General features: G+C 62.1%; 26 protein-coding genes and 2 pseudogenes. 11 read left to right on the plus strand and 17 right to left on the minus strand.

Translation table 11 applies throughout. The features are described from left to right. Positions 1 to 123: 123 nt before the first annotated feature. The 7 genes and pseudogenes from rbfA to NP945_RS07060 all read left to right on the plus strand — a co-directional run bounded on the left by rbfA (position 124) and on the right by NP945_RS07060 (position 6,715). Positions 124 to 564, plus strand: a complete 441-nt coding sequence (gene rbfA, locus NP945_RS07035) for a 30S ribosome-binding factor RbfA (protein WP_256745931.1) — start codon at positions 124 to 126, stop codon at positions 562 to 564. Then, positions 564 to 1,233 (plus strand): annotated as a pseudogene (truB, locus tag NP945_RS31940) (tRNA pseudouridine(55) synthase TruB); the annotation flags it as partial. The gene rbfA and the pseudogene truB (NP945_RS31940), both read left to right, overlap by 1 nt. Positions 1,234 to 1,334: 101 nt before the next feature. Continuing rightward, positions 1,335 to 1,574, plus strand: a pseudogene (truB, locus tag NP945_RS31945) (tRNA pseudouridine(55) synthase TruB); the annotation flags it as partial. Positions 1,575 to 1,618: 44 nt separating this feature from the next. Next, on the plus strand, positions 1,619 to 2,713 hold the full coding sequence (corA, locus tag NP945_RS07045) for a magnesium/cobalt transporter CorA (RefSeq protein ID WP_256745933.1): 1,095 nt from the start codon (positions 1,619 to 1,621) through the stop codon (positions 2,711 to 2,713). Positions 2,714 to 2,853: 140 nt separating this feature from the next. Continuing rightward, entirely contained in the window at positions 2,854 to 3,165 is a 312-nt protein-coding gene (gene rpsO / locus NP945_RS07050) for a 30S ribosomal protein S15 (RefSeq protein ID WP_269470859.1), read from the plus strand. A gap of 276 nt (positions 3,166 to 3,441) precedes the next feature. Then, positions 3,442 to 5,589: a polyribonucleotide nucleotidyltransferase gene (gene pnp / locus NP945_RS07055; protein ID WP_127318977.1), complete on the plus strand. Its 2,148-nt coding sequence runs from the start codon at positions 3,442 to 3,444 to the stop codon at positions 5,587 to 5,589. Positions 5,590 to 5,695: 106 nt separating this feature from the next. Then, positions 5,696 to 6,715: a class I SAM-dependent methyltransferase gene (locus tag NP945_RS07060; protein ID WP_256745934.1), complete on the plus strand. Its 1,020-nt coding sequence runs from the start codon at positions 5,696 to 5,698 to the stop codon at positions 6,713 to 6,715. A gap of 15 nt (positions 6,716 to 6,730) precedes the next feature. Here the strand turns inward: NP945_RS07060 and NP945_RS07065 are convergent, their stop codons facing one another. The 4 genes from NP945_RS07065 to fabA form a co-directional block, all read right to left on the minus strand. Then, complete coding sequence (locus NP945_RS07065) at positions 6,731 to 8,275, minus strand: bifunctional diguanylate cyclase/phosphodiesterase (RefSeq protein ID WP_256745935.1); 1,545 nt, start codon at positions 8,273 to 8,275, stop codon at positions 6,731 to 6,733. A gap of 205 nt (positions 8,276 to 8,480) precedes the next feature. After that, positions 8,481 to 9,293 carry an enoyl-ACP reductase FabI gene (gene fabI / locus NP945_RS07070; RefSeq protein WP_127267921.1) on the minus strand — a complete coding sequence of 271 codons (813 nt, stop codon included), beginning with the start codon at positions 9,291 to 9,293 and terminating at the stop codon, positions 8,481 to 8,483. 13 nt (positions 9,294 to 9,306) lie between these two features. Further along, positions 9,307 to 10,527, minus strand: a complete 1,221-nt coding sequence (gene fabB / locus NP945_RS07075) for a beta-ketoacyl-ACP synthase I (protein ID WP_256745936.1) — start codon at positions 10,525 to 10,527, stop codon at positions 9,307 to 9,309. Positions 10,528 to 10,577: 50 nt separating this feature from the next. Beyond that, positions 10,578 to 11,093: a 3-hydroxyacyl-[acyl-carrier-protein] dehydratase FabA gene (gene fabA / locus NP945_RS07080; RefSeq protein ID WP_013527885.1), complete on the minus strand. Its 516-nt coding sequence runs from the start codon at positions 11,091 to 11,093 to the stop codon at positions 10,578 to 10,580. Positions 11,094 to 11,336: 243 nt separating this feature from the next. Here fabA and irrA point away from each other — a divergent pair, with 243 nt between their 5' ends. Together irrA and NP945_RS07090 are read left to right on the plus strand one after the other, a co-directional pair. Continuing rightward, entirely contained in the window at positions 11,337 to 11,768 is a 432-nt protein-coding gene (gene irrA / locus NP945_RS07085) for an iron response transcriptional regulator IrrA (protein WP_024503471.1), read from the plus strand. A 19-nt stretch (positions 11,769 to 11,787) separates the two neighbouring features. Next, positions 11,788 to 11,952, plus strand: a complete 165-nt coding sequence (locus NP945_RS07090) for a DUF4260 family protein (RefSeq protein WP_372337958.1) — start codon at positions 11,788 to 11,790, stop codon at positions 11,950 to 11,952. Between the two features lie 68 nt (positions 11,953 to 12,020). Here NP945_RS07090 and NP945_RS07095 read toward each other — a convergent pair whose 3' ends face one another. After that, positions 12,021 to 12,581, minus strand: a complete 561-nt coding sequence (locus tag NP945_RS07095; RefSeq protein ID WP_256745937.1) for an SH3 domain-containing protein — start codon at positions 12,579 to 12,581, stop codon at positions 12,021 to 12,023. A gap of 219 nt (positions 12,582 to 12,800) precedes the next feature. On the opposite strand from NP945_RS07095, the gene NP945_RS07100 reads away from it, so the two are divergent. Continuing rightward, positions 12,801 to 13,802 carry a D-glycerate dehydrogenase gene (locus NP945_RS07100; protein WP_023811391.1) on the plus strand — a complete coding sequence of 334 codons (1,002 nt, stop codon included), beginning with the start codon at positions 12,801 to 12,803 and terminating at the stop codon, positions 13,800 to 13,802. A 33-nt stretch (positions 13,803 to 13,835) separates the two neighbouring features. Here NP945_RS07100 and NP945_RS07105 read toward each other — a convergent pair whose 3' ends face one another. The 9 genes from NP945_RS07105 to NP945_RS07145 form a co-directional block, all read right to left on the minus strand. Next, positions 13,836 to 14,324 (minus strand): GNAT family N-acetyltransferase, encoded by a 489-nt coding sequence (locus NP945_RS07105; RefSeq protein WP_127273412.1) that lies wholly within the window; start codon positions 14,322 to 14,324, stop codon positions 13,836 to 13,838. Positions 14,325 to 14,328: 4 nt separating this feature from the next. Then, positions 14,329 to 15,084: a molybdopterin-synthase adenylyltransferase MoeB gene (locus NP945_RS07110; protein WP_256745938.1), complete on the minus strand. Its 756-nt coding sequence runs from the start codon at positions 15,082 to 15,084 to the stop codon at positions 14,329 to 14,331. Positions 15,085 to 15,167: 83 nt separating this feature from the next. Further along, positions 15,168 to 16,307, minus strand: coding sequence for a DNA replication/repair protein RecF (gene recF / locus NP945_RS07115; RefSeq protein WP_256745939.1), 1,140 nt, complete (start codon positions 16,305 to 16,307; stop codon positions 15,168 to 15,170). A 205-nt stretch (positions 16,308 to 16,512) separates the two neighbouring features. Further along, a complete protein-coding gene (gene dnaN / locus NP945_RS07120) occupies positions 16,513 to 17,631 on the minus strand; it encodes a DNA polymerase III subunit beta (RefSeq protein ID WP_023811387.1) in 1,119 nt (372 codons plus the stop codon). Positions 17,632 to 17,935: 304 nt separating this feature from the next. After that, positions 17,936 to 19,411 (minus strand): chromosomal replication initiator protein DnaA, encoded by a 1,476-nt coding sequence (dnaA, locus tag NP945_RS07125; protein ID WP_236383352.1) that lies wholly within the window; start codon positions 19,409 to 19,411, stop codon positions 17,936 to 17,938. Positions 19,412 to 20,336: 925 nt separating this feature from the next. Then, a complete protein-coding gene (gene rpsT / locus NP945_RS07130) occupies positions 20,337 to 20,603 on the minus strand; it encodes a 30S ribosomal protein S20 (protein ID WP_013533694.1) in 267 nt (88 codons plus the stop codon). A gap of 182 nt (positions 20,604 to 20,785) precedes the next feature. After that, on the minus strand, positions 20,786 to 21,559 hold the full coding sequence (locus tag NP945_RS07135; protein ID WP_256745940.1) for an enoyl-CoA hydratase: 774 nt from the start codon (positions 21,557 to 21,559) through the stop codon (positions 20,786 to 20,788). Between the two features lie 132 nt (positions 21,560 to 21,691). Then, the gene (mutM, locus tag NP945_RS07140) at positions 21,692 to 22,582 is read right to left on the minus strand and encodes a bifunctional DNA-formamidopyrimidine glycosylase/DNA-(apurinic or apyrimidinic site) lyase (RefSeq protein ID WP_256745941.1); all 891 of its coding nucleotides are present in this window, start codon (positions 22,580 to 22,582) and stop codon (positions 21,692 to 21,694) included. Further along, complete coding sequence (locus NP945_RS07145) at positions 22,575 to 23,816, minus strand: phosphopentomutase (protein WP_256745942.1); 1,242 nt, start codon at positions 23,814 to 23,816, stop codon at positions 22,575 to 22,577. Before NP945_RS07145 ends, mutM begins: the two co-directional genes overlap by 8 nt. A 143-nt stretch (positions 23,817 to 23,959) precedes the next feature. Here NP945_RS07145 and NP945_RS07150 point away from each other — a divergent pair, with 143 nt between their 5' ends. Further along, complete coding sequence (locus NP945_RS07150; protein ID WP_256746148.1) at positions 23,960 to 24,880, plus strand: phosphate/phosphite/phosphonate ABC transporter substrate-binding protein; 921 nt, start codon at positions 23,960 to 23,962, stop codon at positions 24,878 to 24,880. Between the two features lie 36 nt (positions 24,881 to 24,916). Here the strand turns inward: NP945_RS07150 and NP945_RS07155 are convergent, their stop codons facing one another. The 3 genes from NP945_RS07155 to NP945_RS07165 all read right to left on the minus strand — a co-directional run bounded on the left by NP945_RS07155 (position 24,917) and on the right by NP945_RS07165 (position 26,714). Then, entirely contained in the window at positions 24,917 to 25,534 is a 618-nt protein-coding gene (locus tag NP945_RS07155; RefSeq protein ID WP_127268815.1) for a TadE/TadG family type IV pilus assembly protein, read from the minus strand. A 38-nt stretch (positions 25,535 to 25,572) separates the two neighbouring features. After that, on the minus strand, positions 25,573 to 26,154 hold the full coding sequence (locus NP945_RS07160) for a TadE/TadG family type IV pilus assembly protein (RefSeq protein ID WP_127268810.1): 582 nt from the start codon (positions 26,152 to 26,154) through the stop codon (positions 25,573 to 25,575). A gap of 137 nt (positions 26,155 to 26,291) precedes the next feature. Next, the gene (locus NP945_RS07165; protein ID WP_013533687.1) at positions 26,292 to 26,714 is read right to left on the minus strand and encodes a pilus assembly protein N-terminal domain-containing protein; all 423 of its coding nucleotides are present in this window, start codon (positions 26,712 to 26,714) and stop codon (positions 26,292 to 26,294) included. Positions 26,715 to 26,868: the final 154 nt, after the last annotated feature.

Here is a 26,868-nt window from a genome sequence, read left to right on the forward strand (position 1 = left end):
TCGAGTGACTTGTCCATACCGGGCGGTGGCCGAAAGGCCGCCGCCCGAGGTCTATTGAGAACGACCCATATGAGACATGCGGCACGGTCCCATCCCGCGCCTCACGCTTCAGGATAGAGAAAAATGCCCCGTCCAACCACATCCAGCCCATCCCAGCGCATGCTGCGCGTCGCCGAACAGGTGCGCCATGCGCTGTCCGAAACCCTGCAGCGCGGCGAGATCATCGATCCGCTGATCGAGAACACCGTGGTGTCGGTCTCGGAAGTGCGCATGTCGCCCGATTTGAAGGTCGCTACCGCTTTCGTTTCGCCACTCGGCGCCAAGGATACCGATGCGGTGGTCGAGGCGCTGAACAAGCATGCGAAATTCATCCGTGGCCGTGTCTCCGGCGCGCTGCGGCAGATGAAATTCATGCCGGAGTTTCGCTTCAAACTCGACACCTCCTTCGACAATTTCGCCAGGATCAACGACCTCTTGAAATCCCCGGAAGTGGCGCGCGATCTGGGTCCTGAGGACCAGCAAAACGCGCACCAGGACAAAGACGACAACAAGGACACCGAATAGTGGCGCGCCGCGGCAAGAAGAAGGGCCGGCCGATCTCGGGCTGGCTGATCCTGGACAAGCCGGTCGGCATGGGCTCGACCGAAGCCGTCTCCAAGATCAAATGGCTGTTCCAGGCCGAAAAGGCCGGCCATGCCGGCACGCTCGACCCGCTGGCGTCCGGCATGCTGCCGATCGCGCTTGGCGAGGCCACCAAGACCGTTCCCTACGTGCAGGACGGCGCCAAGATCTATCGCTTCACCGTCGCATGGGGGCAGGAGCGCTCCACCGATGACCTCGAAGGTCCGGTGACGAAGGAGTCCGATCTGCGTCCGTCGGAAGCCGAGGTGCTCGCCCTGCTGCCGAAATACACCGGCGTCATCATGCAGACGCCGCCGCAATTCTCGGCCATCAAGATCGCCGGCGAGCGCGCCTATGATCTGGCCCGCGACGGTGCGACGGTCGACATACCCGCGCGAGAGATCGAGATCGGCCGTCTGGACGTTGTCGAGCATGGCGCCGACCACACTGTTTTCGAGGTCGAATGCGGCAAGGGCACCTATGTGCGCTCGCTGGCCCGCGACATGGGCCGCGACATGGGCTGTTTCGGCCATATCAGCGAATTGCGCCGGGTCGAGGTCGAACCGTTCACCTCGGAGGACTTCGTTACCATCGCCGAGTTGGAAGCTGCCCGTTTCGGCGTGGTGGAGGGAAACGCAGACGCGACTGATATCGCCGACGCTACGGTAGCCGCCGACACGGCAGAGGCTGCCGACAAGGTGGAAGTGCCAATCGACTTCGATGCCATCGATGCGCTCTTGGTCGACACATCGGCTGCCCTCGATTGCCTGCCGCAGATCGCCATCAGCGACGATGCGGCGACCAAGATCCGCCTTGGCAACCCGGTCATCATCCGCGGCCGCGATGCACCGGTGGAAGCCGAGGAAGCCTGCGCCACGGCGCGCGGCAAGCTGGTCGCCATCGGTGCCATCGAGCAAGGCATGTTCAAGCCCAAGCGGGTCTTTGCCGGGTGACGGCTCTCGTCTAACTTCAGTTCGACTCTACGTTCGAGGGGCACATGGCAAAGGCCGAAGCGGTGAACAAACGGGCGCCGGTGAAAACGCGCCGGCCGCCGGTCGGTGCGTCGCCTGGCACGCTGATCGCCGACCCCTCGGCGCGTCGCAGCGAACTCAGGCTGACGCTGATCTCGCCCGAAAAATTCAAAACCATCGAAAATGCCAGCATCGACGACCTCAACACCCATTGCGACAAATGGCCGGTCCTCTGGCTCGACTGCACCGGCCTCGCCAACATCCCGCTGATCGAGGAGATCGGCCGCATTTTCAGCCTGCATCCGCTGGCGCTGGAGGACGTCGTCAACACCGGCCAGCGGCCGAAGGTCGACTTCTTCGAGGACCATGCCTTCGTCGTCGTCAGGATGATCGACGACGTCACCTCGCATCGCTATGAGCAGATCGCCGTCTTCTTCGGCAGCAACTTCGTCGTCACCTTCCAGGAGCGTGAAGGCGACCCGTTCGATCCGGTGCGCAAGCGCATCGAAAGTTCGGCGCCCAACCGGTTGCGCGCCCGGGGCTCCGATTACCTCGCCTATGCGCTGATCGACGCCATCGTCGACAGCTACTTTCCGCCGATCGAGGCCGCCGGCGACACGGTCGACAGCATCGAGGACGAGATGCTGCATTCGCCGCACAAGCATCAGATGCGGCAACTGCATGAATTGCGGCGCGACGCCAACGTGCTGAAAGGCGTGCTTTGGCCGATGCGCGATGCGCTGGCGACGCTGATCCGCAACGATGTGCCCTATGTGAAGGCCGAGACCAAGATCTTCCTCAACGACACGCTCGACCATGCGCTGCGGCTGATCGAACTGGTCGAAACCCAGCGCGACATGCTGACCGGCCTGATCGAGATGCACCTGTCGCTGAGCCAGGCGCGCACCAACGACGTCATCAGCTATCTCACCATCGTATCGGTCATCTTCATGCCGCTCACCTTCCTGGTCGGCATCTGGGGCATGAATTTCGACCCGGAGTCTTCGCCCTGGAACATGCCGGAACTGAAGGCCTATTATGGCTATCCCTTGTCGCTGCTGTTCATGGCGCTTGTCGCGTTCGGGCTGATCGCCTTCTTCAAATGGAAGAAATGGCTTTGACAAGGATAAACCTGCCATTTTGGGCCTGAAAAGCCGGCTGGTGAATTGGGCTGGTGTTTTCCGGGGAATTGCACTATATGCGCCGCAGCATAGCGCTGTGACGCTTTGCTTGCACCGGCCCCTGCTGGACGACATCCCGGCTGAGGGCGACCCGTTTCCTCAAACAGATAAGGAAAAACACGATGTCGATTACTGCCGAGCGCAAACAGGAATTGATGGGTGAATTCGCAACCGCCAAGGGCGATACCGGGTCTCCGGAAGTCCAGGTGGCCATCCTTTCCGAGCGCATCAAGAACCTGACCGACCATTTCAAGGACCACAAGAAGGATAACCATTCCCGCCGTGGTCTGCTTGCTCTCGTCTCCCAGCGCCGCAGCCTGCTTGATTATCTCAAGCGCAAGGACGACGCGCGCTACCAGACGCTGATCGAGAAGCTCGGTCTGCGTCGTTGACGAATTGACCGGCGGGCTTTCGAAGGAGAGCCCGCCGGTCGCGCATTCTGCCAGTCGCATCGACTGGCCAGACCCGGTTTCGATCGTGCAGAGGGCACTCGAAACCGCCCATGGACGGTCATGGGGCAGGATTGCAGGACGCTCGCGCGCGCAGTGCGCCGAAATCACCCGAGCTTCCCGTTGTCTTGCCCGTGGCTGCCCGAGAAAGGAAGCCAGGGAAAGGGCATCCGCGCACCGTGAAACGGCGCGGCCCTTTCCTCATATTAAGGACAAGACATGTTCAATCACCACAAAGTGGAAATCGAATGGGGCGGCCGTCCGCTCATCCTCGAAACCGGCAAGATCGCACGCCAGGCTGACGGCGCGGTGCTCGCCACCTACGGCGAGACCAAGGTTCTCGCCACCGTCGTTTCGATGAAGGAGCCGAAGCCCGGCCTCGATTTTTTCCCGCTGACCGTCAACTACCAGGAAAAGACCTACGCCGCCGGCAAGATCCCGGGTGGCTATTTCAAGCGTGAGGGCCGCCCGAGCGAGAAGGAAACGCTGGTTTCCCGCCTCATCGACCGCCCGATCCGCCCGCTCTTCGCCTCCGGCTACAAGAACGACACGCAGATCGTCGTCACCGTCGTCCAGCATGACCTCGAGAACGATCCCGACATCCTGTCGATCGTCGCCACCTCGGCTGCCCTGACGCTCTCGGGCGTGCCCTTCATGGGCCCGATCGGCGGCGCCCGCGTTGGCTATATCAACGGCGAATACGTGCTCAACCCGCATGTCGACGAGATGCAGGAATCGAAGCTCGACCTGATCGTCGCCGGCACCACCGACGCCGTGCTGATGGTTGAGTCCGAGGCCAAGGAATTGGGCGAAGAGCTGATGCTCGGCGCCGTCATGTTCGGCCACAAGGGCTTCCAGCCGGTCATCGACGCCATCATCAAGCTGGCCGAAGTCGCCGCCAAGGAGCCGCGCGACTTCACCGCGCCGGACTATTCCGCGCTTGAAGCCGAGATGCTGAAGATCGTCGGCGACGAACTCAGCAATGCCTACAAGAACGTCGACAAGCAGAAGCGCTACGCCGCCGTCGACGCCGTCAAGGCCAAGGTCAAGGCAGCGTTTGCCCCCGCCGAAGGCGAAGACGCCAAGTACACTTCCGAGCAGATCGGTTCGGTATTCAAGGAACTCCAGGCAAAGGTCGTGCGCTGGAACATCCTCGACACCGGCTCGCGCATCGATGGCCGTGACCTCAAGACGGTCCGCAAGATCGTTTCCGAAGTCGGCGTCCTGCCGCGCACCCACGGTTCGGCGCTGTTCACCCGCGGCGAGACCCAGGCGCTGGTCGTTGCCACGCTCGGCACCGGCGAGGACGAGCAGTATGTCGATTCGCTGACCGGCATGTACAAGGAGAAGTTCCTCCTTCACTACAACTTCCCTCCCTACTCCGTCGGCGAGACCGGCCGCATGGGTTCGCCGGGTCGCCGCGAAATCGGCCATGGCAAGCTCGCCTGGCGCGCCATTCGCCCGATGCTGCCGAGTGCCGACCAGTTCCCCTACACGTTGCGCGTCGTATCGGAGATCACCGAGTCCAACGGCTCGTCATCGATGGCCACCGTCTGCGGCACCTCGCTGGCGCTGATGGATGCCGGCGTGCCGCTGGCAAAGCCGGTTGCCGGTATCGCCATGGGCCTGATCAAGGAAGGCGAGCGTTTCGCCGTTCTGTCCGACATCCTTGGTGATGAGGATCACCTCGGCGACATGGACTTCAAGGTCGCCGGCACCGCGAACGGCATCACCTCGCTGCAGATGGATATCAAGATCGAAGGCATCACCGAGGAGATCATGAAGATCGCGCTGGACCAGGCCAAGGATGGCCGCCAGCACATCCTCGGCGAGATGGCGCATGCTCTGACCGGCGCGCGTTCGGAACTGGGTGAGTTCGCACCGCGCATCGAAGTGATGCACATCCCGACCGACAAGATCCGTGACGTGATCGGCTCGGGCGGCAAGGTGATCCGCGAGATCGTCGAAAAGACCGGCGCCAAGATCAACATCGAGGACGACGGCACGGTCAAGATCGCTTCGTCCAACGCCAAGGAGATCGAGGCGGCGAAGAAGTGGATTCATACCATCGTCGCTGAGCCGGAAGTCGGCGAGATCTACGAAGGCACGGTCGTCAAGACCGCCGACTTCGGCGCTTTCGTCAACTTCTTCGGTCCGCGTGACGGCCTCGTCCACATCTCGCAGCTTGCCAACGACCGGGTCGCCAAGACCTCGGACGTGGTCAAGGAAGGCGACAAGGTCTGGGTCAAGCTGATGGGCTTCGACGAGCGCGGCAAGGTCCGCCTGTCGATGAAGGTCGTCGACCAGGCCACCGGCAAGGAACTCGCCCGCGACAAGAAGACCGAAGGCGAAGAAAACGCCGCCTGAACGTCTTGAGTTCATGAATTGAAGCGGGCGCGGCTTATGTCGCGCCCGTTTTCATTTCAGCCCCGGTTTTCACTTTCAAATCGCCCAGACAAGTCGAGATCGAACGATGTCCGCCGAGCCGTTGAAGACGCTTTTCCATCCCTTCGAGGCCGAGGCTGTTTCTTTGCCGGGAAAGGGCACGCGCGCCCTGTTTCTCGGCGCTGAGCCGGGTTTTCGCCTGCCTGAAGGCTTCGAGGCGACGCTTCACCTCGTGCAGGGCTTCCGGCCGCATTTTAGCGCGCTGCAGGCGTTTGGCTGCGCCGTCACCGCGCAAGTGGAAGGCGATGGCTTCGATATGGCACTTGTGCTTGCCGGCCGGCATCGGGGTCTGAACGAAGTGCGCCTCGCGGAGGCGCTTGAGCGTGTGGCGCCGGGCGGCTTGGTCGTCGTTGGCGGCGGCAAGGACGATGGCATTGCCAGCCTGCGCAAGCGCGTTGACGAACTTGTGCCGCTGGAGGGCCATCTGCCAAAATATCACGGCATCGCCTTCTGGTTACGCCGTCCCGCGGACCTCGCCGCCGCGGAAGAACTGCGCGCCGCCAATCCCGCTCTGCTGGTTGAAAACCGGTTCCGCACCGTGCCCGGCATGTTTTCCTTCGACCGGATCGATACCGGCTCGAAATTGCTGGTCGAGAACCTGCCCAATGATCTGCGTGGCAGCATTGCCGATTTCTGCGCCGGCTGGGGGTATCTGGCTGCCGAGATCGCCGTCCGCTCACCGGGCATTTCAGCGCTCGACCTCTATGAGGCCGATTTCGCCTCGCTCGAAGCCGCAAAGCTCCATCTGGCAGGGGTCGGCCAGTCGATCGCCAGGAATTTCTTCTGGATCGATCTGCTGAAGGAACCGGTCGAGAAGCGCTACGACGCGATCGCCATGAACCCGCCCTTTCACCGCAGCCGGGCGGCCGAGCCGGAGATCGGCGCCGGTATGATCCGCGCGGCGGCCAAGGCCTTGAAACCAGGTGGTCGGCTGTTCATGGTCGCCAACCGCCAGCTTCCCTATGAGCCGATCCTGGCGGCCGCTTTTTCGAGCCATGCCGAACTCGCCCGCGACGGCATGTTCAAGGTGCTTGTCGCTCGTCGTTGATACAATGCACCGCGTTCAATGCAGATTGGCGACGCGTCGGACCTCATCGGTGACATGCACGTCGCCGACCCTGATCTTGAGGGGGGCCGGCCTGCCGTACAGGTAGCCTTGCACCACCTCGCAGCCGGCTGCCCTGAGCAGCGTCGCCTGGCCTTCGGTCTCGACGCCTTCGGCAATGATGCTGACGCCGAGCGCGCGCGACAGCCCGACGATGGTCGAGACGACCGCACCCGAGCTGGAATCGGTGTCGAGGCGGCTGACGAAGGACCGGTCGATCTTCAGCTTGCCGAACGAGAAATCGATCAAATAGCTCAAATTGGAATAGCCGGTGCCGAAATCGTCGACGGCGACCGAGATGCCCATATCCGCAAGCTCCTTCAGGATGGCGGCGGCGCGGTCGCGGTCCTGCATCATCGCTGTCTCGGTCACTTCCAGCTCCAGCCGCGACGGCTTGATGCCAGTGCTCGTCATGGCGTCGCGCACGATACCGACGAAGTCCTTGGTCATGAACTGCACGGGCGAGATGTTGACGGCGACGAAGCAATCGTCGGGCAGATGCCGGGCGTCGCTGCAGGCTTTGCGCAGCACCCATTCGCCGATCGGGCCGATCATGCCGGTTTCCTCGGCGATCGGAATGAACTCCATAGGCGGGATCATGCCGCGTTCCGGATGCCGCCAGCGGATAAGCGCTTCATACCCGACGATGCGGCCGGTCGGGAGATCGAGCTGCGGCTGGTAATGAAGGTCGAAGTCACCACGTTCGAAGGCTATGTGCAGTTCGGATTCGATCCATTGGCGATGGTCGGCGACCCTGCCCATTTCGGCATGGAAGACCGACCAGTTGCCGACGCCGCTGGCGCGCGCGTTCTGCAGCGCCAGATTGGAGCGGCGCAGGATGAGGACCGGATCGACGCCGTCCTTTGGCATCGCCACGATGCCGACCGACAGGCTGACCGATTGCAGGTGCGTACCGAGATCATAGGGCTCCATCATCTCGTCGATGAGCCTCTCTATGGTGCTTTCCAAGGACCCCGAGACTTGATTGTCGGGCAGCAGGATCGCGAATTCACCGGCGCCGATGCGTCCGATCAGCGCGCGCGGTGGCACGCACGTCTTCAAGCGCTTGGTGAAGGCGCGGATCAACTCGTCGCCCTGGCTGTAGCCGATGGCGTCATTGATCTGCTTGAAGCGGTCGATGTCGATATCGATGAGGAACATCGGCTCGCCGGTCCGGCTGGTCGCGCATGCCGCCTCGGCAATCTTGCCGACCATCGCCGGGCGTGCCACCAGGCCGGTCAGCTTGTCGAAATGGGTTTCCGTGAAGACGAAATCCGCTGATTCATCGACGCCGGCGAAGAAGGACATCGCGGCGACCGACGCCGCCAGTGCGCAAAGAGCGGCCATCACCGAGACCATCATGTCCGCGGAGATGCCGGCAAAACCATCGCCGAGACCGAGCTTCAGGCCCCAGAGCCCGAGGACGAAACTGCCGAGACCCGAACTCGCTATGGTGAGCAGTCGGAACACCGGTGTTCGCTTCGGGTTGCTGACGGCGAGCATTGAAAGTTCCCCTGAGTACGGGGCTTTCTAGCGGATATCTCCTTAAAATGAGTTTCCGCGAATGAATCCAATTTTATTGGACCGAAAGTATTTCTTGAGCGGATCAACGCGCCTGGCGCTGAAACGGATTCAACTGGCGCGCCTAAGCTTCGTGTCTTCAAATGTCGCCATTTTAAAACCGCCGCGCATCTTTGGGCGGCAGGCGTTAGTCTCGTGCGCCGTCGGTCTGCTTCAATTCGTCGAGCGTCGGCATGGAAACGATGTGATAGCCGGAATCGACATAGTGGATTTCGCCGGTAACCCCGGAAGACAGATCCGACAACAGATAAAGTGCCGAGCCACCGACCTCGTCGATGGTCACCGTGCGGCGCAGCGGCGAGTTTCGCTGCTGGTAGGAGAACATGTGGCGCGCATCGGAAATGCCGGCGCCGGCGAGCGTGCGCACCGGTCCAGCCGAAATGGCGTTCACCCTGATGGCGCGCGGACCGTAGTCGTTCGCAAGATACCGGACACTCGCCTCCAGCCCTGCCTTGGCGACGCCCATGACATTGTAGTTCGGCATGACGCGGACCGACCCCGCATAGGTCAGCGTGATCATCGATCCGCCGTCCTTCATCAAGGTGGCCGCATGGCGGGCGACCTCGGTGAAGGAGTAGCAGGAGATCACCATGGTGCGGACGAAATTGTCCCGGCTGGTGTCGGCGTAGAGGCCTTTCAGCTCGTTCTTGTCGGAAAAGCCAATGGCGTGGACGACGAAATCCAGCCCGCCCCATTCCTTGCCCAGAGTCTCGAACGTGGCCGCGACAGAGGCGCTGTCCTCGACGTCGCACGGCACGACCAGCGAGGCGCCGAGCTTGTCGGCCAGCGGCCTGACCCGGCGTCCGAAGGCATCACCCTGATAGGTGAAGGCGAGTTCCGCGCCATGTTCGGATAATTTCCGGGCGATGCCCCAGGCGATCGAATGATCGTTGGCGACACCCATGACAAGCCCGCGCTTGCCCTTCATCAATCCGTCCATGGCCGGCAAATCCTTATGCGGAATAGCGCTGGAAAACGAGCGTGGCGTTGGTGCCGCCGAAGCCGAACGAATTGGACAAGACAGTGTCGATCCTGGCGTCGTCGATGCGCTTTCGCACGATCGGCATGCCCTCGAATTCGGGGTCGAGGGTCTCGATATGGGCGCTTTCGCCGATGAAGCCGCCCTGCATCATCAGGATCGAATAGATGGATTCCTGCACGCCGGCCGCGCCCAGCGAATGGCCGGTCAGCGACTTCGTCGAGGTGATATACGGCATCTCTGGGCCGAACACCTCGCGGATCGCTCCCATTTCCTTGGAATCTCCCACCGGCGTCGAGGTACCATGGGTGTTGATGTAGTCGACCGGTGTGGAAACCGTGACCAGCGCCTGGCGCATGCAGCGGACTGCGCCCTCGCCTGAAGGGGCAACCATGTCGTGACCATCCGACGTCGCGCCATAGCCAACGATCTCGGCATAGATTTTCGCGCCGCGCGCTTTGGCATGCTCAAGCTCTTCCAGCACCAGCACCCCGGCGCCGCCGGCGATGACGAAGCCGTCGCGATTGGCGTCATAGGCGCGGGAAGCGGTCGATGCGTTGTCGTTGAATTTCGACGACATGGCGCCCATGGCGTCGAACAGGTCCGACATCGTCCAGTCGAGATCCTCGTGGCCGCCGGCAAAGATGATGTCCTGCTTGCCCCACTGGATCAATTCATAGCCATTGCCGATGCAATGCGCCGAGGTCGAACAGGCCGACGAGATCGAGTAGTTGACGCCGTGGATCTTGAACCAGGTGGCAAGCGTCGCCGATGCGGTCGACGACATTGCCTTCGGCACCGCGAACGGACCGATGCGCTTGGGACTGCCGTTCTTCAGCGTCGTTTCGGCAGCTTCGACGATGGTGCGGGTGGATGGTCCGCCCGATCCCATGACGATGCCGGTGCGCTCATTGGTGATGTCGCTCTCGCCGAGGCCCGCATCCGCGATCGCCTGATCCATGGCGACATGGTTCCAGGCAGCCCCCTGGCTCAGGAAGCGCATCGCACGGCGGTCGATCATGGCCGATGGATCGAGCGTCGGCGCTCCCCAGACCTGGCAGCGGAAGCCGTGTTCGGCGAAGGAATCGGAGAAGCTGATGCCGGATCTGGCGTCATGCAGAGAGGTCTGCACCTCGTTGGCATTGTTGCCGATCGACGACACAATGCCGATGCCTGTGACTACGACACGTCTCATTCGCAACTCCTTCCAGGGGTGCTGGCCAGAGAGCTGGCCAGGGATGCCGGTCAGCCAACCGCCGACTGCTTGGACAGACCGACTTTCAAATCCGTTGCCGCGTATATGGGTTCGCCATCCGCCTTCAGCCAGCCATCGGCGATGCCGAGCACCAGCCGGCCCCGCATCACGCGCTTGAAGTCGATGCCATATTCGACCTTCTTCACCGAGGGCGTGACCATGCCCTTGAATTTCACTTCACCGGTCGACAGCGCCATCCCCTTGCCGGGTTCGCCCAGCCAGCCAAGATAGAAGCCCGTCAATTGCCACATGGCGTCGAGGCCGAGGCACCCCGGCATGATCGGATTGCCGATGAAATGGCAGGCAAAGAACCACAGGTCCGGCTTGATGTCGAACTCCGCGCGGATGAAACCCTTCTCGAAGGCGCCGCCCGTCTCGCTGATCTCGGTGATGCGGTCGAACATCAGCATCGGCGGATAGGGAAGCTGGGCGTTGCCCGGTCCGAACAGTTCGCCGCGGGCGCAGGCCAGCAATTCGTCGTACTCGTAGCTGGATTTACCCGCCATCAATCTCATCCCCATATCGTTCCGGGCTATCGGGTGCCCTTGTCGTTGGTTTCCTAACACAATCTGTTTCAGGCCGGAAACCGGCGTTTGCGCTTAGCCTGCTCGTCTGCCTGGGTCAATGCGCGCTATTGATCGCATTCGGACGACAGAATATATGTCCTGAGAGGTCCGGTTTCGGCAGACGTTCATTTTTTTGCCATTCTGGGCGTGTCTTGGGGCGGAACTGTGGGGTTCGACGAGAAGATGGACCTGGACGGCCGGAAGGAAAATGTCGCTGTGGACAAGCGGGTCCGTGAAGCTGGCCTGAGGCCGACGCGTCAGCGCATTGCGCTGGCCGATCTGCTTTTCGCCAAGGGCGACCGGCATCTGTCGGCCGAGGAACTGCACGAGGAGGCGGTTGCCGCCGGCGTGCCGGTGTCGCTGGCCACCGTCTACAATGCCCTTCACCAGTTTACCCAGGCGGGACTTTTGCGCATCCTCGCCGTGGAGGGCGCGAAAACCTATTTCGACACCAACACCTCCGACCACCACCATTTCTACATCGAAGGCGAAAACCGCATATTCGACATCGACAGTGGTCCGGTGACGGTCGCCAACCTGCCGGAGCCGCCGGAAGGGATGGAGATCGCCAATGTCGATATCGTGGTGAGGCTGCGCCCCAAACGCCGCGAATGACCGGCGAGGCCCCCTTACCGTGCCCGTGCTGTTGCTGCTCGGCGGGCACATGTGGGGCAATGCGGCCGCGATGGCGGTTGCGCTGATCTGGATCGCGCACATCGCCATCGACCGTGCGCTGGCCTATGGCCTGAAGCTGCCAACCGGCTTTCAGGACACCCATCTCGGCCGTATCGGGCGCTAGGCTGACCTGAATTTCAACACACCCAAACCGGGCCGTGAAGGATCGGGGTTAAGATTCTGGGTCAAGAATCAGTCCTTGACCCGTTCGCCGGGATAGGCGCCCCAGACGATCGACTGGGCAAGCCAGCCTGTGTGGCCATCGAATGTCATTTCGCACCACTGGCCGTCGCAGGATTTGATCGTGCCCATGACGCCCGGCTCGACCATCGCGACCACCCTTGCGTCCTTGTTGGGGCTGTTGAGAAGGTTGATCTGGGCACCCTTGCCGCGCTGCCACGGAGCAACGATTGCCGTGCGCCGGCCGGACAGCAGCGACTGGTTGATCCAGCCTTCCGAACCATCGGCATCGCGCACGCGGCGCCATGTGTCGAATTCCTGGATGATCTCCATCGGCAGGCCGGCCTTCATATACATCCAGTCGACCGAGTAGTTGGCCCCGGGACCGACGCGCGAGTTGACACGGCCGGATTTCAGGCTGACGAAGCGCGGCAGCGGCAGGCCACTCGGACCAAGCGTGACGACGCTCTGGGCAGGTGCTGCGGCACTCTGCGCGGCCACAAGCGGAGAATAAAGCAGAGCGCCGAGAAATGCTGCACTGAGGGTCAGGCGAAGCGACGCGAAACCAGACACTTTCATTCCTTTCGGCGCTTGCCCATCGGCCTCGGCGCCCCTTTTTCTTTGTCTTCGGCGGCACCGCTTGTTACAGGGAGTAATCGGCACCGCGACCGGCTTTCAGTTTCGCCGGTCTTGGTTAAAGAGGTCTCAACGAGATCGGGTTAGAAGCAATTCCAGCAAAAGTGTGATGCGGTTTTGCGTTCGGAATTGCGGCAAGTACTCGGGAGGGAAACAATGGCAGGCAAAAAGAAGCCTCTCGTCGTCATCACGCGAAAGCTGCCCGACCCGGTCGAGACCCGCATGCGCGAGTTGTTCGACGCAAGGCTGAATGTCGAGGACCGGCCGATGACGCAGCCGGAACTGGTCGCGGCGGTCAAGGAAGCCGACGTGCTGGTGCCGACGGTAACCGATCAGATCGACGCGGCGCTGATCGCCCAGGCAGGCGACAACCTCAAGCTGATCGCCAATTTTGGCAATGGCGTCGACAAGATCGATGTCGCGGCCGCGGCCAAGAGGGGCATCACCGTCACCAACACGCCGAATGTCCTGACCGAGGACACCGCCGACATGACCATGGCGCTGATGCTGGCGGTGCCGCGGCGGCTGGCGGAAGGCGCCAATGTGCTCACCGGTGACAAGAAATGGGCCGGCTGGTCTCCGACCTGGATGCTGGGCCGGCGCATCTGGGGCAAGCGGCTCGGCATTGTCGGCATGGGGCGAATCGGCACCGCCGTCGCCAGACGGGCCAAGGCCTTCGGCCTGTCGATCCACTACCACAACCGCCACCGCGTGCTGCCGGCCGTGGAGGACGGGCTGGAGGCGACGTATTGGGAAAGCCTCGACCAGATGCTGGCCCGCATGGATATCATCTCGGTCAACTGTCCCTCGACGCCGGCAACCTTCCATCTGCTTTCAGCGCGGCGGCTGGCGCTGCTGCAGCCCACCGCCTATGTCGTCAACACCGCGCGCGGCGACATCATCGACGAGGAAGCGCTGGTCAAGCTGATTCAGGACGGCAAGATCGCCGGGGCCGGCCTCGACGTCTACGAGCATGAGCCGGCTTTGAACAGCAAGCTGCTGAAGCTCGCCGCCAAGAACAAGGTCGTGCTTTTGCCGCATATGGGCTCGGCGACGCTCGAGGGCCGCATCGATATGGGCGAGAAGGTCATCATCAATATCCGTGCCTTCGTCGACGGCCACCGCCCGCCGGATCGGGTGCTGCCGCTCAGGACCTGACGCTGTCGCGGCCCACAAACCGTAAGATAAACCTTACGAGATAGCTTTGCGCATGGTGATCGAGGTCGGCCTGGCATAGCCCTCATGCGCCGTCCGTTCAGTTTCGCGAAAGCCGAGGCGAGCAAAGGCCTCATGATTCCCGGTCAGCTCGATCCGCGTCTGAAGCGCGACGGCGGCCTTGCCGCGGCTACGGGCAAGGTCTTCGACTGCCTGCATCAGCCGCCGGCCAATGCCTTGTCCCTGGCGGTCCGGCGCGACCGCGAACTTGCCGACATAAAGGTCCGCCGCCCTCTCAAGGGCAAAGACGCAGCCGACGATCCTGTCGCCCTGCACCGCCACGAAGCCGGTCTCCAGCCGCGCCTTGTCGCTCAGGGTGTCGGCGGTCAGATGGTGGGCCGAGGAGGGCGGGTCGACAACGCCGTCCATCGAAGCGAAAGCGCGCATGATCAATGCGAGCACATCGTCCCAACGGTCGAAATCGGTCGGGATCCGCGTGATGGAGACAGCTTCGTTCCGGTCCAAGAATTCAGCTTCTCTTGTAGCGGATGGTGTCGAAGCGCGCCGCCAGCGCATCATAGAGCAGCAGCCGGCCGACCAGCGGCTCGCCAATGCCGGTGATCAGCTTGATCGCCTCCATCGCCTGCAGCGTACCGACGACGCCGGTCAGCGCGCCAAGCACGCCGGCTTCGGCACAGGACGGCACCAGGCCCGGCGGTGGCGCCTCGGGAAACAGATCGCGATAGCTTGGGTTGGGCTTGCCGTCCTTGCCGTCTTCGAATGGCTTCAGCACCGTTACCGAACCATCGAAGCGTCCGACGGCGGCATGCACCAGCGGCTTGCCTTCGCTCGCGCAGGCATCGGCCACGGCATAGCGCGTTTCGAAATTGTCGGAACCGTCGACGACGATGTCATAGCGGGCGACGAGGGCGGGCGCATTGTCCGTGGTCAGCCGGAACGTATGCGGTTCGACTGTGGTGTTGGGATTGATGCGAGCGATTGCCGCCTTGGCGCTATCGGTCTTCAGCAGGCCGACAGTGTCGGTACCGTGAATGACCTGGCGCTGCAGGTTGGACAGCGAAACGGTGTCGTCATCGATCACGCCGAGTGTGCCGACGCCGGCGGCGGCAAGATATTCAAGCACCGGCGCGCCCAGTCCGCCAGCGCCGATGACCAGCACCCGGGCCTGTTTCAGCCTTTGCTGGCCGGCGCCGCCGATCTCCGGCAACACGATGTGGCGGGCATAGCGTTCGATCTCGTCTGCGGTCAGGGCGGCAGTGGTCATTGCCTGATCATACAGGGACTGAAAAACCTTGTCAGGGGCCAACGCACCTGTTGATGTCGCCCAGGAACACGAGGCACAATGGTCTAGATCGTTGGCCCAACCGTCCCATGGTCGACAGTCAGGAATTGCGCGCGCCCCTGGAGACTGGAAAACAGCGCAGCATCGGTTCCTGTCATGAACGCCTGGCAGTTCAGTTCCTCCAGGATGGAGAACAGCGCCGCGCGCCGCCGGCTGTCGAGATGCGCGGCGATCTCGTCGAGCAACAGGATCGGCGTCATGCCCGACATTTCGCCGGTCAGCCTTGCGTGCGACAGCACGATGCCGACCAGCAGTGCCTTCTGCTCGCCGGTCGAGCAGAGTTCGGCCGGCATCGCCTTGGGGCGGTGTCGAACCACCAGATCCGAACGGTGCGGGCCGTCGAGGGTGCGCCCGGCGGCGCGATCGCGCTCACGGCCCCCGGCAAGCGTCCGACGGAAGCGCTCCTCGACATCGACCGCCGGCGCGGCGGTGATTTCGGCTTCCAGATCGCCCGAAAGGCCGATATCGGCCCGCGGAAATGGTCCCGTGTCGGGCAGCCTGTCGATCATGGTGGCGAGCAGCCGCACCATTTCGGCCCGCGCCGCGGCTATCGCCACACCGGTTTCGGCCATCTGCGTCTCGATAGCGTCGAACCAGCGGTCGTCCCGGGAGTTTTCGGTAAGCAGCCGGTTACGACCGCGCATAGCCTTCTCGTAGTCGATCGCACGTTGCCCGTGCCCGGGATCGATCGCCAGCACGAGCCGATCGAGAAATCGCCGGCGATCCGCGGCCGGTCCGGTGAACAACGCGTCCATGGCTGGCGTCAGCCACACCACGCGCAGCCATTCCAGCATGTCCTCGGCCGAGCGCGCCGACGCTCCGTTGATGCGCACCCGCCTGCCGCCTTCGCCGGCGGTGTCGCCGCCGGAAATGCCTGTTCCGATCTCGACCTGGCCGTCAGGTCCGTCGAGCCGGGCATGCAATGCAAAGCCGCCGTCGCCGCCCTCGCGTGCGACATCCACGTAAGGGGCGCGGCGCAAACCACGCCCCGGTGTCAAAAGGGAGATTGCTTCGAGGAGATTGGTTTTGCCGGCGCCGTTGTCGCCGGAAAAAACCACGGCACCTGGCGCCAGATCGATCGTCAGCGCCGCGTAGTTTCGGAAATTGGTAAGTGTAAGCTTACTTATGTGGTTCTGTGCCGGCAACCGCTATCCGCCTATAGAGCGTTCCATCGTTTCACGGAAACGCAAAACCAATCTATCTCTTTGTTTTAACGCAATTCCCAAGGGAAAGCGCTATGCGCTTTTCCCGGGAAAACCGCTTCACACTTTTCCTGGAATTGCTCTAGAAGTTGCCGTAAATATCGCGCTTGCCGGTCCACAACAGGACCGAAGTGCTGACACCGCGCCGCTACACCCGCATCGGCATCAGCACATAGAGTGCGGTCTCGTCGGCCATGTCGTGGATCAGCGTCGGCGAGCCGGCGTCGGCCAGCATGAACTTGGCTTCCGTGCCGGTCAGTTGCGCGGCAACGTCGAGCAGGTACTTGGCGTTGAAGCCGATCTCGATCGGATCGGATGAATAGTCGGCGGACAGCTCTTCGGTGGCGCTGCCTGAATCGGGATTGTTGACCGCAAGCGTCACCTGACCCTCGCTAATCGACAGCTTCACCGCGCGGCCGCGTTCGGAAGAGATGGTCGAGACGCGATCGACAGCGGCGGCAAAACTCTGGCGGTCGATGATCAGCTTCTTGTCGTTGCCGGTCGGAATGACCCGCTGATAGTCGGGGAAGGTGCCGTCGATCAGCTTCGAGGTCAAAACCACGCTGCCGATCGTGAAGCGGATCTTGGTGTCCGACAGTTCGGTGGTGACCGCGACATCCGGATCGTCGACGAGCTTCTGCAGCTCGCTCACCGTCTTGCGCGGAATGATGATGCCCGGCATGCCTTCGGAACCCGCTGGCGCATCGATCTCGGCGCGCGCCAGGCGGTGGCCGTCGGTCGCTACCGAGCGCAGCTTCAACTTGCCGCCGACCTCATGCGTGTGCAGATAGATGCCGTTCAGGTAATAACGCGTCTCCTCGGTGGAGATGGCGAATTGGGTCTTCTCGATCAGGCCTTTCAGGGCAACCGAGTCGAGACGGAAGATATGCGAGAACGATCCGGCCGAGAGCTCCGGGAAGTCGGATTGCGGCAGGCACTGAAGGCGGAAGCTCGAGCGGCCAGACGTCACCGTCATGGCGTTGCCGTCCTCGTCCGTCTTCAGCATCACCTCGGCGCCATCGGCAAGCTTGCGCACGATGTCGTAGAGCAGATGTGCCGGGACTGTCGTCGCCCCGCCGCGCTCCACCTTGGCGGGTGTCGCTTCGGTCACCTCGAGGTCGAGATCGGTCGCCTTCATTTCAAGGCTGGCGCCTTCGGCGCTGAGCAGCACGTTGGACAGGATCGGTATGGTGTTTCGCCGCTCGACCACGCGATGGACGTGGTTGAGCGACTTCAGGAGATTGGACCGTTCCAGGATAACACGCATGACGAAACAGGCTCGCTTGAATGAATGACGGGTCACCAGTGAGCGGCGTCCCGCGAAAGGTCTGAACAGGCTCAGAATCTGCGTAAACTGACAGGAAAAAACCAGCAAACGCAAGCCCGCGCCACCGGTTCAGGCCGGCTACGCGGGCTTTCTGGGGATAACGCGCCCGAAGTCCGCGAGCCAGTGTCGTAAAACCGAAATCCAGATCGCTTCCAGGCGGCGCCACGAGCCCGATCCAGGCCCAGCGCCGCACTGGCAAGCCATTGAATTCCGGTATTGTTCCGGCTCAGCCATCCCCGGAGGATCAGGCCTGGTCGTTGATCAACCGCCTCAGAAGCTCAAGTTCCTGCGCCAGCGTGTTGTCGTTGCCGGAAAGGTCCTCGATTTTGCGCACGGCATGCAGCACCGTGGTGTGATCGCGGCCGCCGAAACGCCGTCCGATCTCGGGTAGCGAGCGCGGCGTCATCACCTTCGACAGGTACATGGCGACCTGCCGCGGCTTGACGATGGTGCGCGTGCGCCGGTTGGACAGCAATTCGGTCTTCGACACATTGTAGTGACGCGCCACGATGCGCTGGATGTCCTCGATACGGACACGCTTCGGCTCGCCGGTGCGATAGATGTGGCCGAGGATTTCGTCGATCCGGTCGATGGTGATCTGCGGCTCGAAGGATTGACGGAACAAAAGCTGATTGAAGGCGCCTTCCAGCTCGCGTCCGCTGCCGGTCACGGTGCGGGCGACGTGATTGAGGATCTCCTCCGAAATGTCGAGCGATGCGTCGTCGCTCCTGGCCGTGGCAAGGCGCAATTTGAGCATGCCGAGGCGCATGGCGAAATCGGGCGCCGACATTTCAAGCGCGACACCGCCATTGAGGCGCGAACGGACCCGCGGTTCGAGCGATTCCAGTTCCGACGGCGGCCGGTCGGCGGCGACGACGACCTGCTTGGCGCTGTCGAGCAGCATGTTGATGAGGTGGCAGAATTCATGCTGGATCGACTTGCCCTGCAGAAACTGCATGTCGTCGATGATGAGCAGGTCGATGTCGCGCAGCTGTTCCTTGAGCGTCAGCGCGTTGTTGTCGCGGATCGCGGTGGCAAAGCGCCACATGAAATACTCGGCCGTGAGATAGACGACGCGCGACTTGGGGTTCTGCTTCAGCGATTCCGCAGCGATGGCCTGCAGCAAATGTGTCTTGCCGAGCCCGACGGTTGCGTGAAGGAAAAGCGGATTGAAGCGCACTGCGCTCGATTGCGATTCCGCTACCGCCTTGGCGGCGGCGAAGGCCACCCGGTTCGACGGTCCCTCTATGAAGGAGCCGAACGTGTAGCGCGGATCGAGCGGCGACCCCAGCACGTTGTGGCGAAATTCGCTCTCGATCGGTGTGCCCGGACGCGGAGCCGGTGCGCGCTCCACCCGGCTGGGGCTGACTGTGCCGGCGGCAAGTGCCGTCTGCGTCTGCCGTGTCATCTTGCTGCGTGCTGGCGTTACCTCTGGCTCGGCCTGGCTGCGTCCCTGACGGGTTGCCGTGCGCACGACGATGTCGATCTTGAGGAGATCGGCATCCTCCTGCTTCCACAGCTCTGAAATGAGGTCGAGATAGTGGCCGTTGATCCATGAACGCAGGAAGGCGGTAGGCACGGAGATGCGGACGATGCCCTTGGAAGCCTCGGCGACCTTCATGCGGCCAAACCAGCTCGAATAGACTTCGGTTCCCAGGCGCGCCTTCAACTGGGTCTTGACCCGGTCGAATTTCTGTTCCGCGTCGCTGGACACCGCCATGTCGTTTGCTCCGATCAAAGTTCCAGGAAATGGGAGGTCGCCCGTAAGTTCCCTTTCAATGCCGCTCTGCATGATCTTTTCCTTGTCCTTCCGTACCTGTTTTCCACCGGGGATGCGCCTCCTGCATCCGGTTCCGGCGACCTAAGTCTTTGCTACGATGTCCGCTGCCGCCGCCGGCAGATGAACGTCGCCCATTATCCGCGGGAACCGGTGCCGGCCCATGGAAGCCAGTCCGCGTTGGGTATGTCAGGGCAATACAACACCGCCCGGCGAAAAGAGCGCCGGCGCGCCGTCTACCTGCCATGTCTAGTTACGCCAGTCCCCTACCGTATCGAAAAAGACAAACCAAAACCGTCCGCGGACTTGATCCGCGTTGCAAATCCCGCCAATTTAAGCTGGCCGATTCAGGCTTGGGTTAAGAGCCAGAGCCCGTCCCTTTCGATAGATCGACACTACCGAAATCGCTGTGGATAGGGCAAGGCCACGTCTAACGGATTTTTAAGGAATCTGGTTAGTGGAGGCGGGTTCGAGTGGCGTGCCGCGACGGCACATTTTAACAAAGCCATTGTGATTCAAACCCTTTTCCGGCGAATATGAAAAACCGGGCGCTGACAGAAATATTCTGAAATAATTCGCTTGACAGCGACTTCTCCCCGATCGGGCCGGTCCGGTGTGGACAAGCTGTGGATCACCATCTGTAAGTCACTGAAAGATATAAGGTATTTCTGACAGTTAAGAATCTTTAGGTCGGCCGTTTCAAGCATGCCGATCACCAGCAGGCATGCATATGCCGGCAAACTATTCCTAATTGTGAAATGCCGCATAAGACGCCGTTTCCGGACATTCTTTTTAAGTGCTTGCCGGCAAACGAAAAAACCCGGCACAAACGGCCGGGTTCGAAGAACGTCAGTCTAGGCAAGTAATGTCAGGCCGACAGTACCTTGACCCGCTGAGCCAGTCGCGACACCTTGCGGGACGCCGTGTTCTTGTGGATCACGCCCTTGGTCGCGGCACGCATCAATTCCGGCTCCGCGATCTTGAAGGCAGCCTGTGCGGCAGCCTTGTCACCGGAGGCAAGGGCCTCTTCGACCTGGCGGATATAGGTGCGGACGCGCGAGCGGCGGTTCTTGTTGATCGCTGCGCGGCGGACGATCTTGCGCGTTGCCTTTTTGGCCGAGGATGTATTGGCCATGATGCCTCTCTTCTGATCTGGTCGGCGCATGCGGGATGCCGCAGGGCGCAAAAAACAAACGGGCAGCCACGGGGCCGCCTCGGTTGGTGCGGCTTATAGTTCAGCTTTTCCGGCGCGTCAACGCTGCCCGGCCTTCTTTTTGGCGGCCAGCAGCCATCTTCTTCGCAGCCAAGGGATTGGCGTCAGCGGTTGGTGAAATTCGGCTTCCGCTTCTCGGCAAAGGCCGCCATGCCTTCCTTCTGATCGTCCAGTGCAAACAGCGAGTGAAACAGCCGGCGCTCGAACCGCAATCCCTCGGCAAGCGTCGTCTCGAAGGCGCGGTTGACAGCCTCCTTCGCCATCATCACGGATGGTAGCGAGAAAGCGGCAATCTTGGCCGCGGCCTTCAGCGCCTCCTCGACAAGCTCGCCGGCAGGCACCACCCGCGACACCAGGCCAGAACGCTCGGCCTCGGCGGCATCCATCATCCGCCCGGTCAGGCACATGTCCATCGCTTTCGACTTGCCGACGAAGCGGGTCAGCCTTTGTGACCCGCCCATGCCTGGAATGACGCCGAGGGTGATCTCGGGCTGGCCGAATTTGGCCGTGTCGGCGGCGATAATGAAATCGCACATCATCGCCAGCTCGCAGCCGCCGCCGAGTGCATAGCCCGCCACTGCCGCGATAATAGGCTTTCGCGCCCGCGTCAGTTCCTCCCAGCCGACGAAGAAGTCTTGGGCGTAGGCGTCCGCGTAGGAGATGGACTGCATCTCCTTGATATCGGCGCCGGCGGCGAAAGCCTTTTCGGAACCGGTGATGACCATGGCGCCGACACCTGGATCGGCGCTGAACCCGTTCACGGCCGCCGCCACCTCGGTCAGAATCTGCGAATTCAGCGCGTTGAGCGCCTGCGGCCTGTTCAGCGTGATCAGCCCGACCTTGCCGGGCGTCTCGGTGATGATCGTCTCATAGGCCATGGCTGCTTCTCCTTGCTCACGCTCGCCTAGAGCGGTTCATCGTTTCACGGAAACGCAGAACCGCTCCATCTCTCTGTCTTGACGCAATTCCGAACGGGAAACCGTTCCCACTTTTCCTGGAATTACTCTGACTCATCGCTGACATGTCCGGCAATAAAAGGTCGATCGGCCGCTCTGCACGACACGTTCGATGTGGCCGCCGCAGCCGGGTTTGGAACAGGCCTCCCCCTCGCGGTCGTAGACGGCGAAGGCGTGCTGGAAATAGCCCAGCGACCCATCGGTCTGCATATAGTCCCGCAGTGAGGAGCCGCCGGCTGCGATCGCATCCGATATCACCGAACGAATGGCTTGCGCGAGGTGTTCGCTTTGGGCCTGGGCTTTCTTTCCGGGCCTGGCGATCGTGCCCGCCTCGCGCAGCGGCGACAGGCCGGCACGCCACAACGCCTCCGACACATAGATGTTGCCGAGCCCGGCGATCAGCCTCTGGTCGAGAAGCGCTGCCTTCAGCGGTGATCGCCGCCCCTTCATCAATGAGGCAAGCAGCGCACCGTCCAATGTGTTGCCGGTTGGCTCGACGCCAAGTCCAGCCAGCATCGGATGAACGTCCGGCAGCCCTTCCGCAAACAGCATGAAGCCGAAGCGGCGCGGATCATTGAAGATCACGCGGGACCGGGCACCGGCCGGAGACACGACATGGAAGACGACGTGGTCGTGATTGGAGCTCTTCGAGCGGTCGTGCCGGAAGATGCCGGGCATGTCGCTGCCATCGGCCGTCTCTATGCGGAATGAGCCCGACATGCCGAGATGGCAGATCAGCATGGGGCCGCCTTCCAGGTCCATCGTCAGATACTTGGCCCGGCGGCCGAGTGCCGTGATCGTCTTGCCGGTCAGCCGCTGCGCGAATTTCTCGGGAAATGGAAAGCGCAGATCCGGTCGGCGCGCCTCGACGCGGGCGATGGTAGCGCCTTCCAGAACCGGCTGCAGCCCGCGCCGGACGGTTTCGACCTCCGGCAATTCAGGCATGACCGCCGATCGTCGTATAGAAAGACGTGCCGTAGCGTCCGGGCGCCAGCCCGAGATGCTCGGCCACGGTCTCGCCAACGTCGGCGAATGTCGTTCTCAGTCCGATGTCGCCGCCCTTGAGACCCGGTCCAGTGCCGATCACCGGAATGCGCTCGCGCGTGTGATCGGTCCCGCCCCAGGTCGGGTCGTTGCCGTGGTCGGCCGTCAGGATGAGGAGATCGCCCTGCCGCAGCCTCGCAAATGCCTCCGGCAGCCGCAGGTCGAAGGCCTCGAGCGCGGCAGCATAGCCTGCGACATCGCGGCGGTGACCGAATTCGGTGTCGAAGTCGACGAAATTGGCGAAGACGAGGTCACCGTCGCCGGCATTATCCATCGCACCCAGAGCCTCGTCGAACATCGCCATGTTGCCTGCCGCCTTGCGCACTTGCGAAATTCCGCGATGGGCGAAGATGTCGCCGATCTTGCCGACGGCGATGACACGGCTGCCACGCGCCGTCAGCCGGTCGAGCAGGGTCGGTTCCGGCGGGGGCACGGCGTAGTCATGACGGTTGTATGTCCGCTCGAAAGTGGCGGTGGTTTCGCCGACGAATGGCCGCGCGATCACCCGTCCGATCCTCAGAGGGTCAACCAGCCTGCGCACCACCTGGCAGAATTCATAAAGCCGGTCGAGGCCGAAATGGACTTCATGCGCGGCGATTTGCAGGACCGAGTCGACCGACGTGTAGCAGATCGGCTTGCCGGTCCGGATGTGCTCCTCGCCGAAGCGCTCGATGATCTCGGTGCCCGGCGCATGGCAATTGCCGAGAATGCCCGGCACCTTGCCTTCGCGAATGATAGCCTCGGTCAGTTCGGCCGGAAAGGCCGGAACCGTATCCGGGAAATAGCCCCAGTCGAGGCGCACCGGCAGGCCGGCGATTTCCCAATGACCGGATGGTGTATCCTTGCCGCTCGAAACCTCCTGTGCGGCGCCGTGAAAGGCAGTTGGGAGCAGATCCGCCCCGCTGTTGGCAAACCCCAGTCCCGTCGCGGTTTCGGCGGCCTTGCCAAGCCCGAGCGACGCCATGTGAGGGACAAACAGCGGTCCACTGCGAAGCCCTTCGCGATCCGCACGGCCCTCCGCACAGGCCTCTGCGATGTGCGCGAATGTGTTGGCGCCGGCGTCACCGTAGCGGTCGGCGTCGGCCGCGCCGCCGATGCCGAAGGAATCCAGAACGAAGAGGAAAGCGCGCGCCATCGAGTTGTTGCCAGTTTGACCGACCAGACATAGGGTTCCGCGACTTCATTGGCAATTCGGAAACCAAACGGCAACGGCTTGGCGTGATAGTCCAGTGCACTGGGATGGGCATGGATCGAGGACAACAGACTGTGGTTCCTGTCATGAGGGTTGCGCTGAAGACTTATGCCGCTCTCATGCTGACGCTCGTCGGGCTCTGGTCCAACCCGGCGCATGCCGACTGGCGCGATGATATCGGCACGTTTCGTATCGGCATCGTTGCCGAGCCAGGCGCCGGCAATGCCGTTCCGGGGCTGGCACTGTTGACCGACGCCTACACCAAGGCCTTGGGCATGAAGGTCGAGTTTGTCGTTGCCCGCAACTATGCCGCGCTGATCGAGGCGCAGGCCGATGCCCGCATCGAATATGCGATCTATTCGGCCACCGCCTATGCGACGGCTTCGCAGCGCTGCTTATGTATCGAGCCGCTTGTCGCTCCGGTCGATTCAGACGGCGCGATCGGCATCCGCTCCGTTCTGCTGACGCGAGACGGCAAGCTGCCTGCCCTGGCGGCGATGGACCGCCATCGTATCGCCATGGCGCCTTCGGACAGCGTCGGCGGTTCTCTCCTGCCATTGGCGGCGTTGGCGGCGGAGGGCCGCAAGATCGCGGAAGATGCACAGTTTTTGGTCCATGCCGATTCGGCCGCGGCGGCCGAGACGATGCTGGTCGACGGCAAGGCCGATGGCCTGTTCGGCTGGGTGACGGCCGCTGCCGACGGCCCGCGAGAACCGTCGGGCACGCAGGCCAGGCTGGAGGCGGCAGGGCTCTCGGTGACGGCGCTTCGGATCGTATGGACGTCGGGCCTGTTGAGATACGGCCCCCATGCGGTCCGCAGCGATCTCGACCCGGAAGCCAAGCGCAGGCTTGCCGTGTTCCTCACCAACCTCAAGTCGACGACGCCCGATATCTACGATCTCCTGGAATCGAGACATTCCGGCGGCTTCGCTCGCGTGTCGCCAAAAGATTACGAGATGGCCGCTGCTATCGTGCGCTTCGTTTCGGACCGTGAGCCGCAGCAATAGCTGGAGCGGCCCTGCGCAGGGCCTGGCTGGTTCTGTTCAACAGTCGCTGCAAGGGATCGTCACGCTTCTGCGGGGGCGCAGATAATAGGTTTCGCCCATGGTTATGTTGCTGAAAGCCGAGGTCAGTCCAAGCTTCTGTTGACTGCTCGCGCTCCACGCGATGACCGGCGTATAGCCGAGGTTGCTTTCGACGCGGATGAGAAAAGTGTTGGCGACCTTGAGCGACGCTGGGACCGTTGTCTCGGTGGTCGCGGCGGCGCCGGCGCTGGCGACGCTGGCGACCAATTTGCGTGACCAAACCACCTGTGCCTTCGTCGCATCGGACGTAACCTGTATCGCCGTGATGGTGATGCTAGGGGGCGAGCGGTTGTAGGGCTGAAGGGTGACGCTGCCGATCTGCATGATGGCGTCGACATCCGCTTTGAGGACGCTTGTCTGCTGGGTAACGAGATCGGCCACCATGCTGCCGATACGACTGACCTTCTTGCTGGTCTCGATGGCTTGCGACGCTTCCATTGTGAGGAAGTACATGATCAGCAGAATTGGCATGATCAACGCGAATTCAACCGCCGCGATGCCACGGCGATCGGACCAGAATCGACTTGCTTTCCGCCAAACTCCCGTAATCATAAGATGTGCCCCCGCACGCATCATGCCCATTGCCCTTTTCTTATACCGCTCGTGCATTCCGCTCAGTTGTCGAACGGCTCGTTCTGCCAGGTCACCGATGCGAAATGCAGGGTCTTGTTGCCGCCCATCGACTGCGCCATGAGGTCGGTCATGATGGGCCACTTGTAGAAGACCCGAAGCATGTTCCTCGACTCCGCCGCACCCGCTGTCACTGAGAACGATTGGGTTGCGGTGCCTTTCGTCAGTACGACATCGCCGTTCTGGATCTTGAAGCCTGCCGTGGCCGCATCGGCGAACGATGTATATTGGCGAAGATCCACCAGCAGTTGATTGGGACAATCCTGGGAGACGATGATCTGCAGTTTCGTGCAGATCATGTCCCGCAAATTGGTTCCGGCAACGTCAGCCGCCCTCAACTGGCCGGTGCGCAGTTTGCGCGCTACATCGTCGGTGACGTTGGCCATCACCTCCTGGCCGGCAAACGAGATGCAGCTTTCCAGAATGGCAAAGACAAGCAGCGCGAAGGGGACTGAAAGGATCGCGAATTCGATTGCCGTGGCGCCGCGCCGGTCACGAAGGAAGCGGGCGAAAAACCTTGGGCGTCTCACTCTGTGGTCGCCTGCGCGACCGAATTCCTTGCTCATGTCCGATCCTGCCGATCTCTATGTGGTCTCGGAAGGAGCATTAGCGCAAACCGATTGAGGTCCGGTTTGGATGATCGTTAAAGTCGGCGCAGGCCTCTTAACCAGACAATAACCGGAACGGCAGTCGGCAACGCCACCTATCGGCTGACGCTCATCTCCGCTTCCGAAGACTTCTCCGCCTCGCTCTTGTATGAGCTTTCGCAATAGGGTGTGCACGACATCGTCTGGATTTCGGCGCGCCGGTAAATGCGCACGGACGAGGCGGCTTGCCGCACCACGGTAACCTGCTCGTCCACGATGGGGCTGCCGTCCGTATCGAGCACGACCAGATTGGTGACCCCGAAGCCTTTGCCGGTGAGCACGATCGTCGAAGCGTCCTGCACCGAAGCGTCGGCGATTGCCGGGTTGCCGACCACGATGGTGTCTGCGGGACGCGACAGTTTGACGATCTTGGCCTGGTTCATCGTGACCTCGATGCCGGCGCCGGCCATGGCGGGCGCGACGAAGCTCGAGACGGCAAGAAGCGCGGCAATCAGGATTGACGATCTCGGCTGGGCCATTGAGGCGCTCCACGCAGGCGGACTGATCAACGGAACATGAACGAGATTGGTGAACCAACGGTTAAGCATGCGATGTTGCCAATCGTGCAATGGCCGCCAAGGGCGCCCGCGACGCGCGGTCCGGTCGGGTCGCAAGCCTACCAAATCCGGTCTG

Origin of the sequence: Mesorhizobium sp. LMG17149, from assembly GCF_024518695.1 — a bacterium.
GTDB lineage: Bacteria > Pseudomonadota > Alphaproteobacteria > Rhizobiales > Rhizobiaceae > Mesorhizobium.

Coding starts and splice junctions, on each gene's coding strand:
- NP945_RS07100 (WP_023811391.1), top strand. CDS start 12,801: ATGGCAGGCAAAAAGAAGCCTCTCGTCGTCATCACGCGAAAGCTGCCC.
- NP945_RS07165 (WP_013533687.1), bottom strand. CDS start 26,714: ATGGCCCAGCCGAGATCGTCAATCCTGATTGCCGCGCTTCTTGCCGTC.
- fabI (WP_127267921.1), bottom strand. CDS start 9,293: ATGGACGGATTGATGAAGGGCAAGCGCGGGCTTGTCATGGGTGTCGCC.
- NP945_RS07155 (WP_127268815.1), bottom strand. CDS start 25,534: ATGATGCGTGCGGGGGCACATCTTATGATTACGGGAGTTTGGCGGAAA.
- dnaN (WP_023811387.1), bottom strand. CDS start 17,631: ATGCGTGTTATCCTGGAACGGTCCAATCTCCTGAAGTCGCTCAACCAC.
- irrA (WP_024503471.1), top strand. CDS start 11,337: ATGGACCTGGACGGCCGGAAGGAAAATGTCGCTGTGGACAAGCGGGTC.
- mutM (WP_256745941.1), bottom strand. CDS start 22,582: ATGCCTGAATTGCCGGAGGTCGAAACCGTCCGGCGCGGGCTGCAGCCG.
- pnp (WP_127318977.1), top strand. CDS start 3,442: ATGTTCAATCACCACAAAGTGGAAATCGAATGGGGCGGCCGTCCGCTC.
- NP945_RS07060 (WP_256745934.1), top strand. CDS start 5,696: ATGTCCGCCGAGCCGTTGAAGACGCTTTTCCATCCCTTCGAGGCCGAG.
- rpsT (WP_013533694.1), bottom strand. CDS start 20,603: ATGGCCAATACATCCTCGGCCAAAAAGGCAACGCGCAAGATCGTCCGC.
- NP945_RS07145 (WP_256745942.1), bottom strand. CDS start 23,816: ATGGCGCGCGCTTTCCTCTTCGTTCTGGATTCCTTCGGCATCGGCGGC.
- dnaA (WP_236383352.1), bottom strand. CDS start 19,411: ATGGCGGTGTCCAGCGACGCGGAACAGAAATTCGACCGGGTCAAGACC.
- fabB (WP_256745936.1), bottom strand. CDS start 10,527: ATGAGACGTGTCGTAGTCACAGGCATCGGCATTGTGTCGTCGATCGGC.
- NP945_RS07135 (WP_256745940.1), bottom strand. CDS start 21,559: ATGGCCTATGAGACGATCATCACCGAGACGCCCGGCAAGGTCGGGCTG.
- NP945_RS07065 (WP_256745935.1), bottom strand. CDS start 8,275: ATGCTCGCCGTCAGCAACCCGAAGCGAACACCGGTGTTCCGACTGCTC.
- NP945_RS07160 (WP_127268810.1), bottom strand. CDS start 26,154: ATGAGCAAGGAATTCGGTCGCGCAGGCGACCACAGAGTGAGACGCCCA.
- NP945_RS07110 (WP_256745938.1), bottom strand. CDS start 15,084: ATGACCACTGCCGCCCTGACCGCAGACGAGATCGAACGCTATGCCCGC.
- fabA (WP_013527885.1), bottom strand. CDS start 11,093: ATGGCGGGTAAATCCAGCTACGAGTACGACGAATTGCTGGCCTGCGCC.
- corA (WP_256745933.1), top strand. CDS start 1,619: ATGGCAAAGGCCGAAGCGGTGAACAAACGGGCGCCGGTGAAAACGCGC.
- NP945_RS07150 (WP_256746148.1), top strand. CDS start 23,960: ATGAGGGTTGCGCTGAAGACTTATGCCGCTCTCATGCTGACGCTCGTC.
- rbfA (WP_256745931.1), top strand. CDS start 124: ATGCCCCGTCCAACCACATCCAGCCCATCCCAGCGCATGCTGCGCGTC.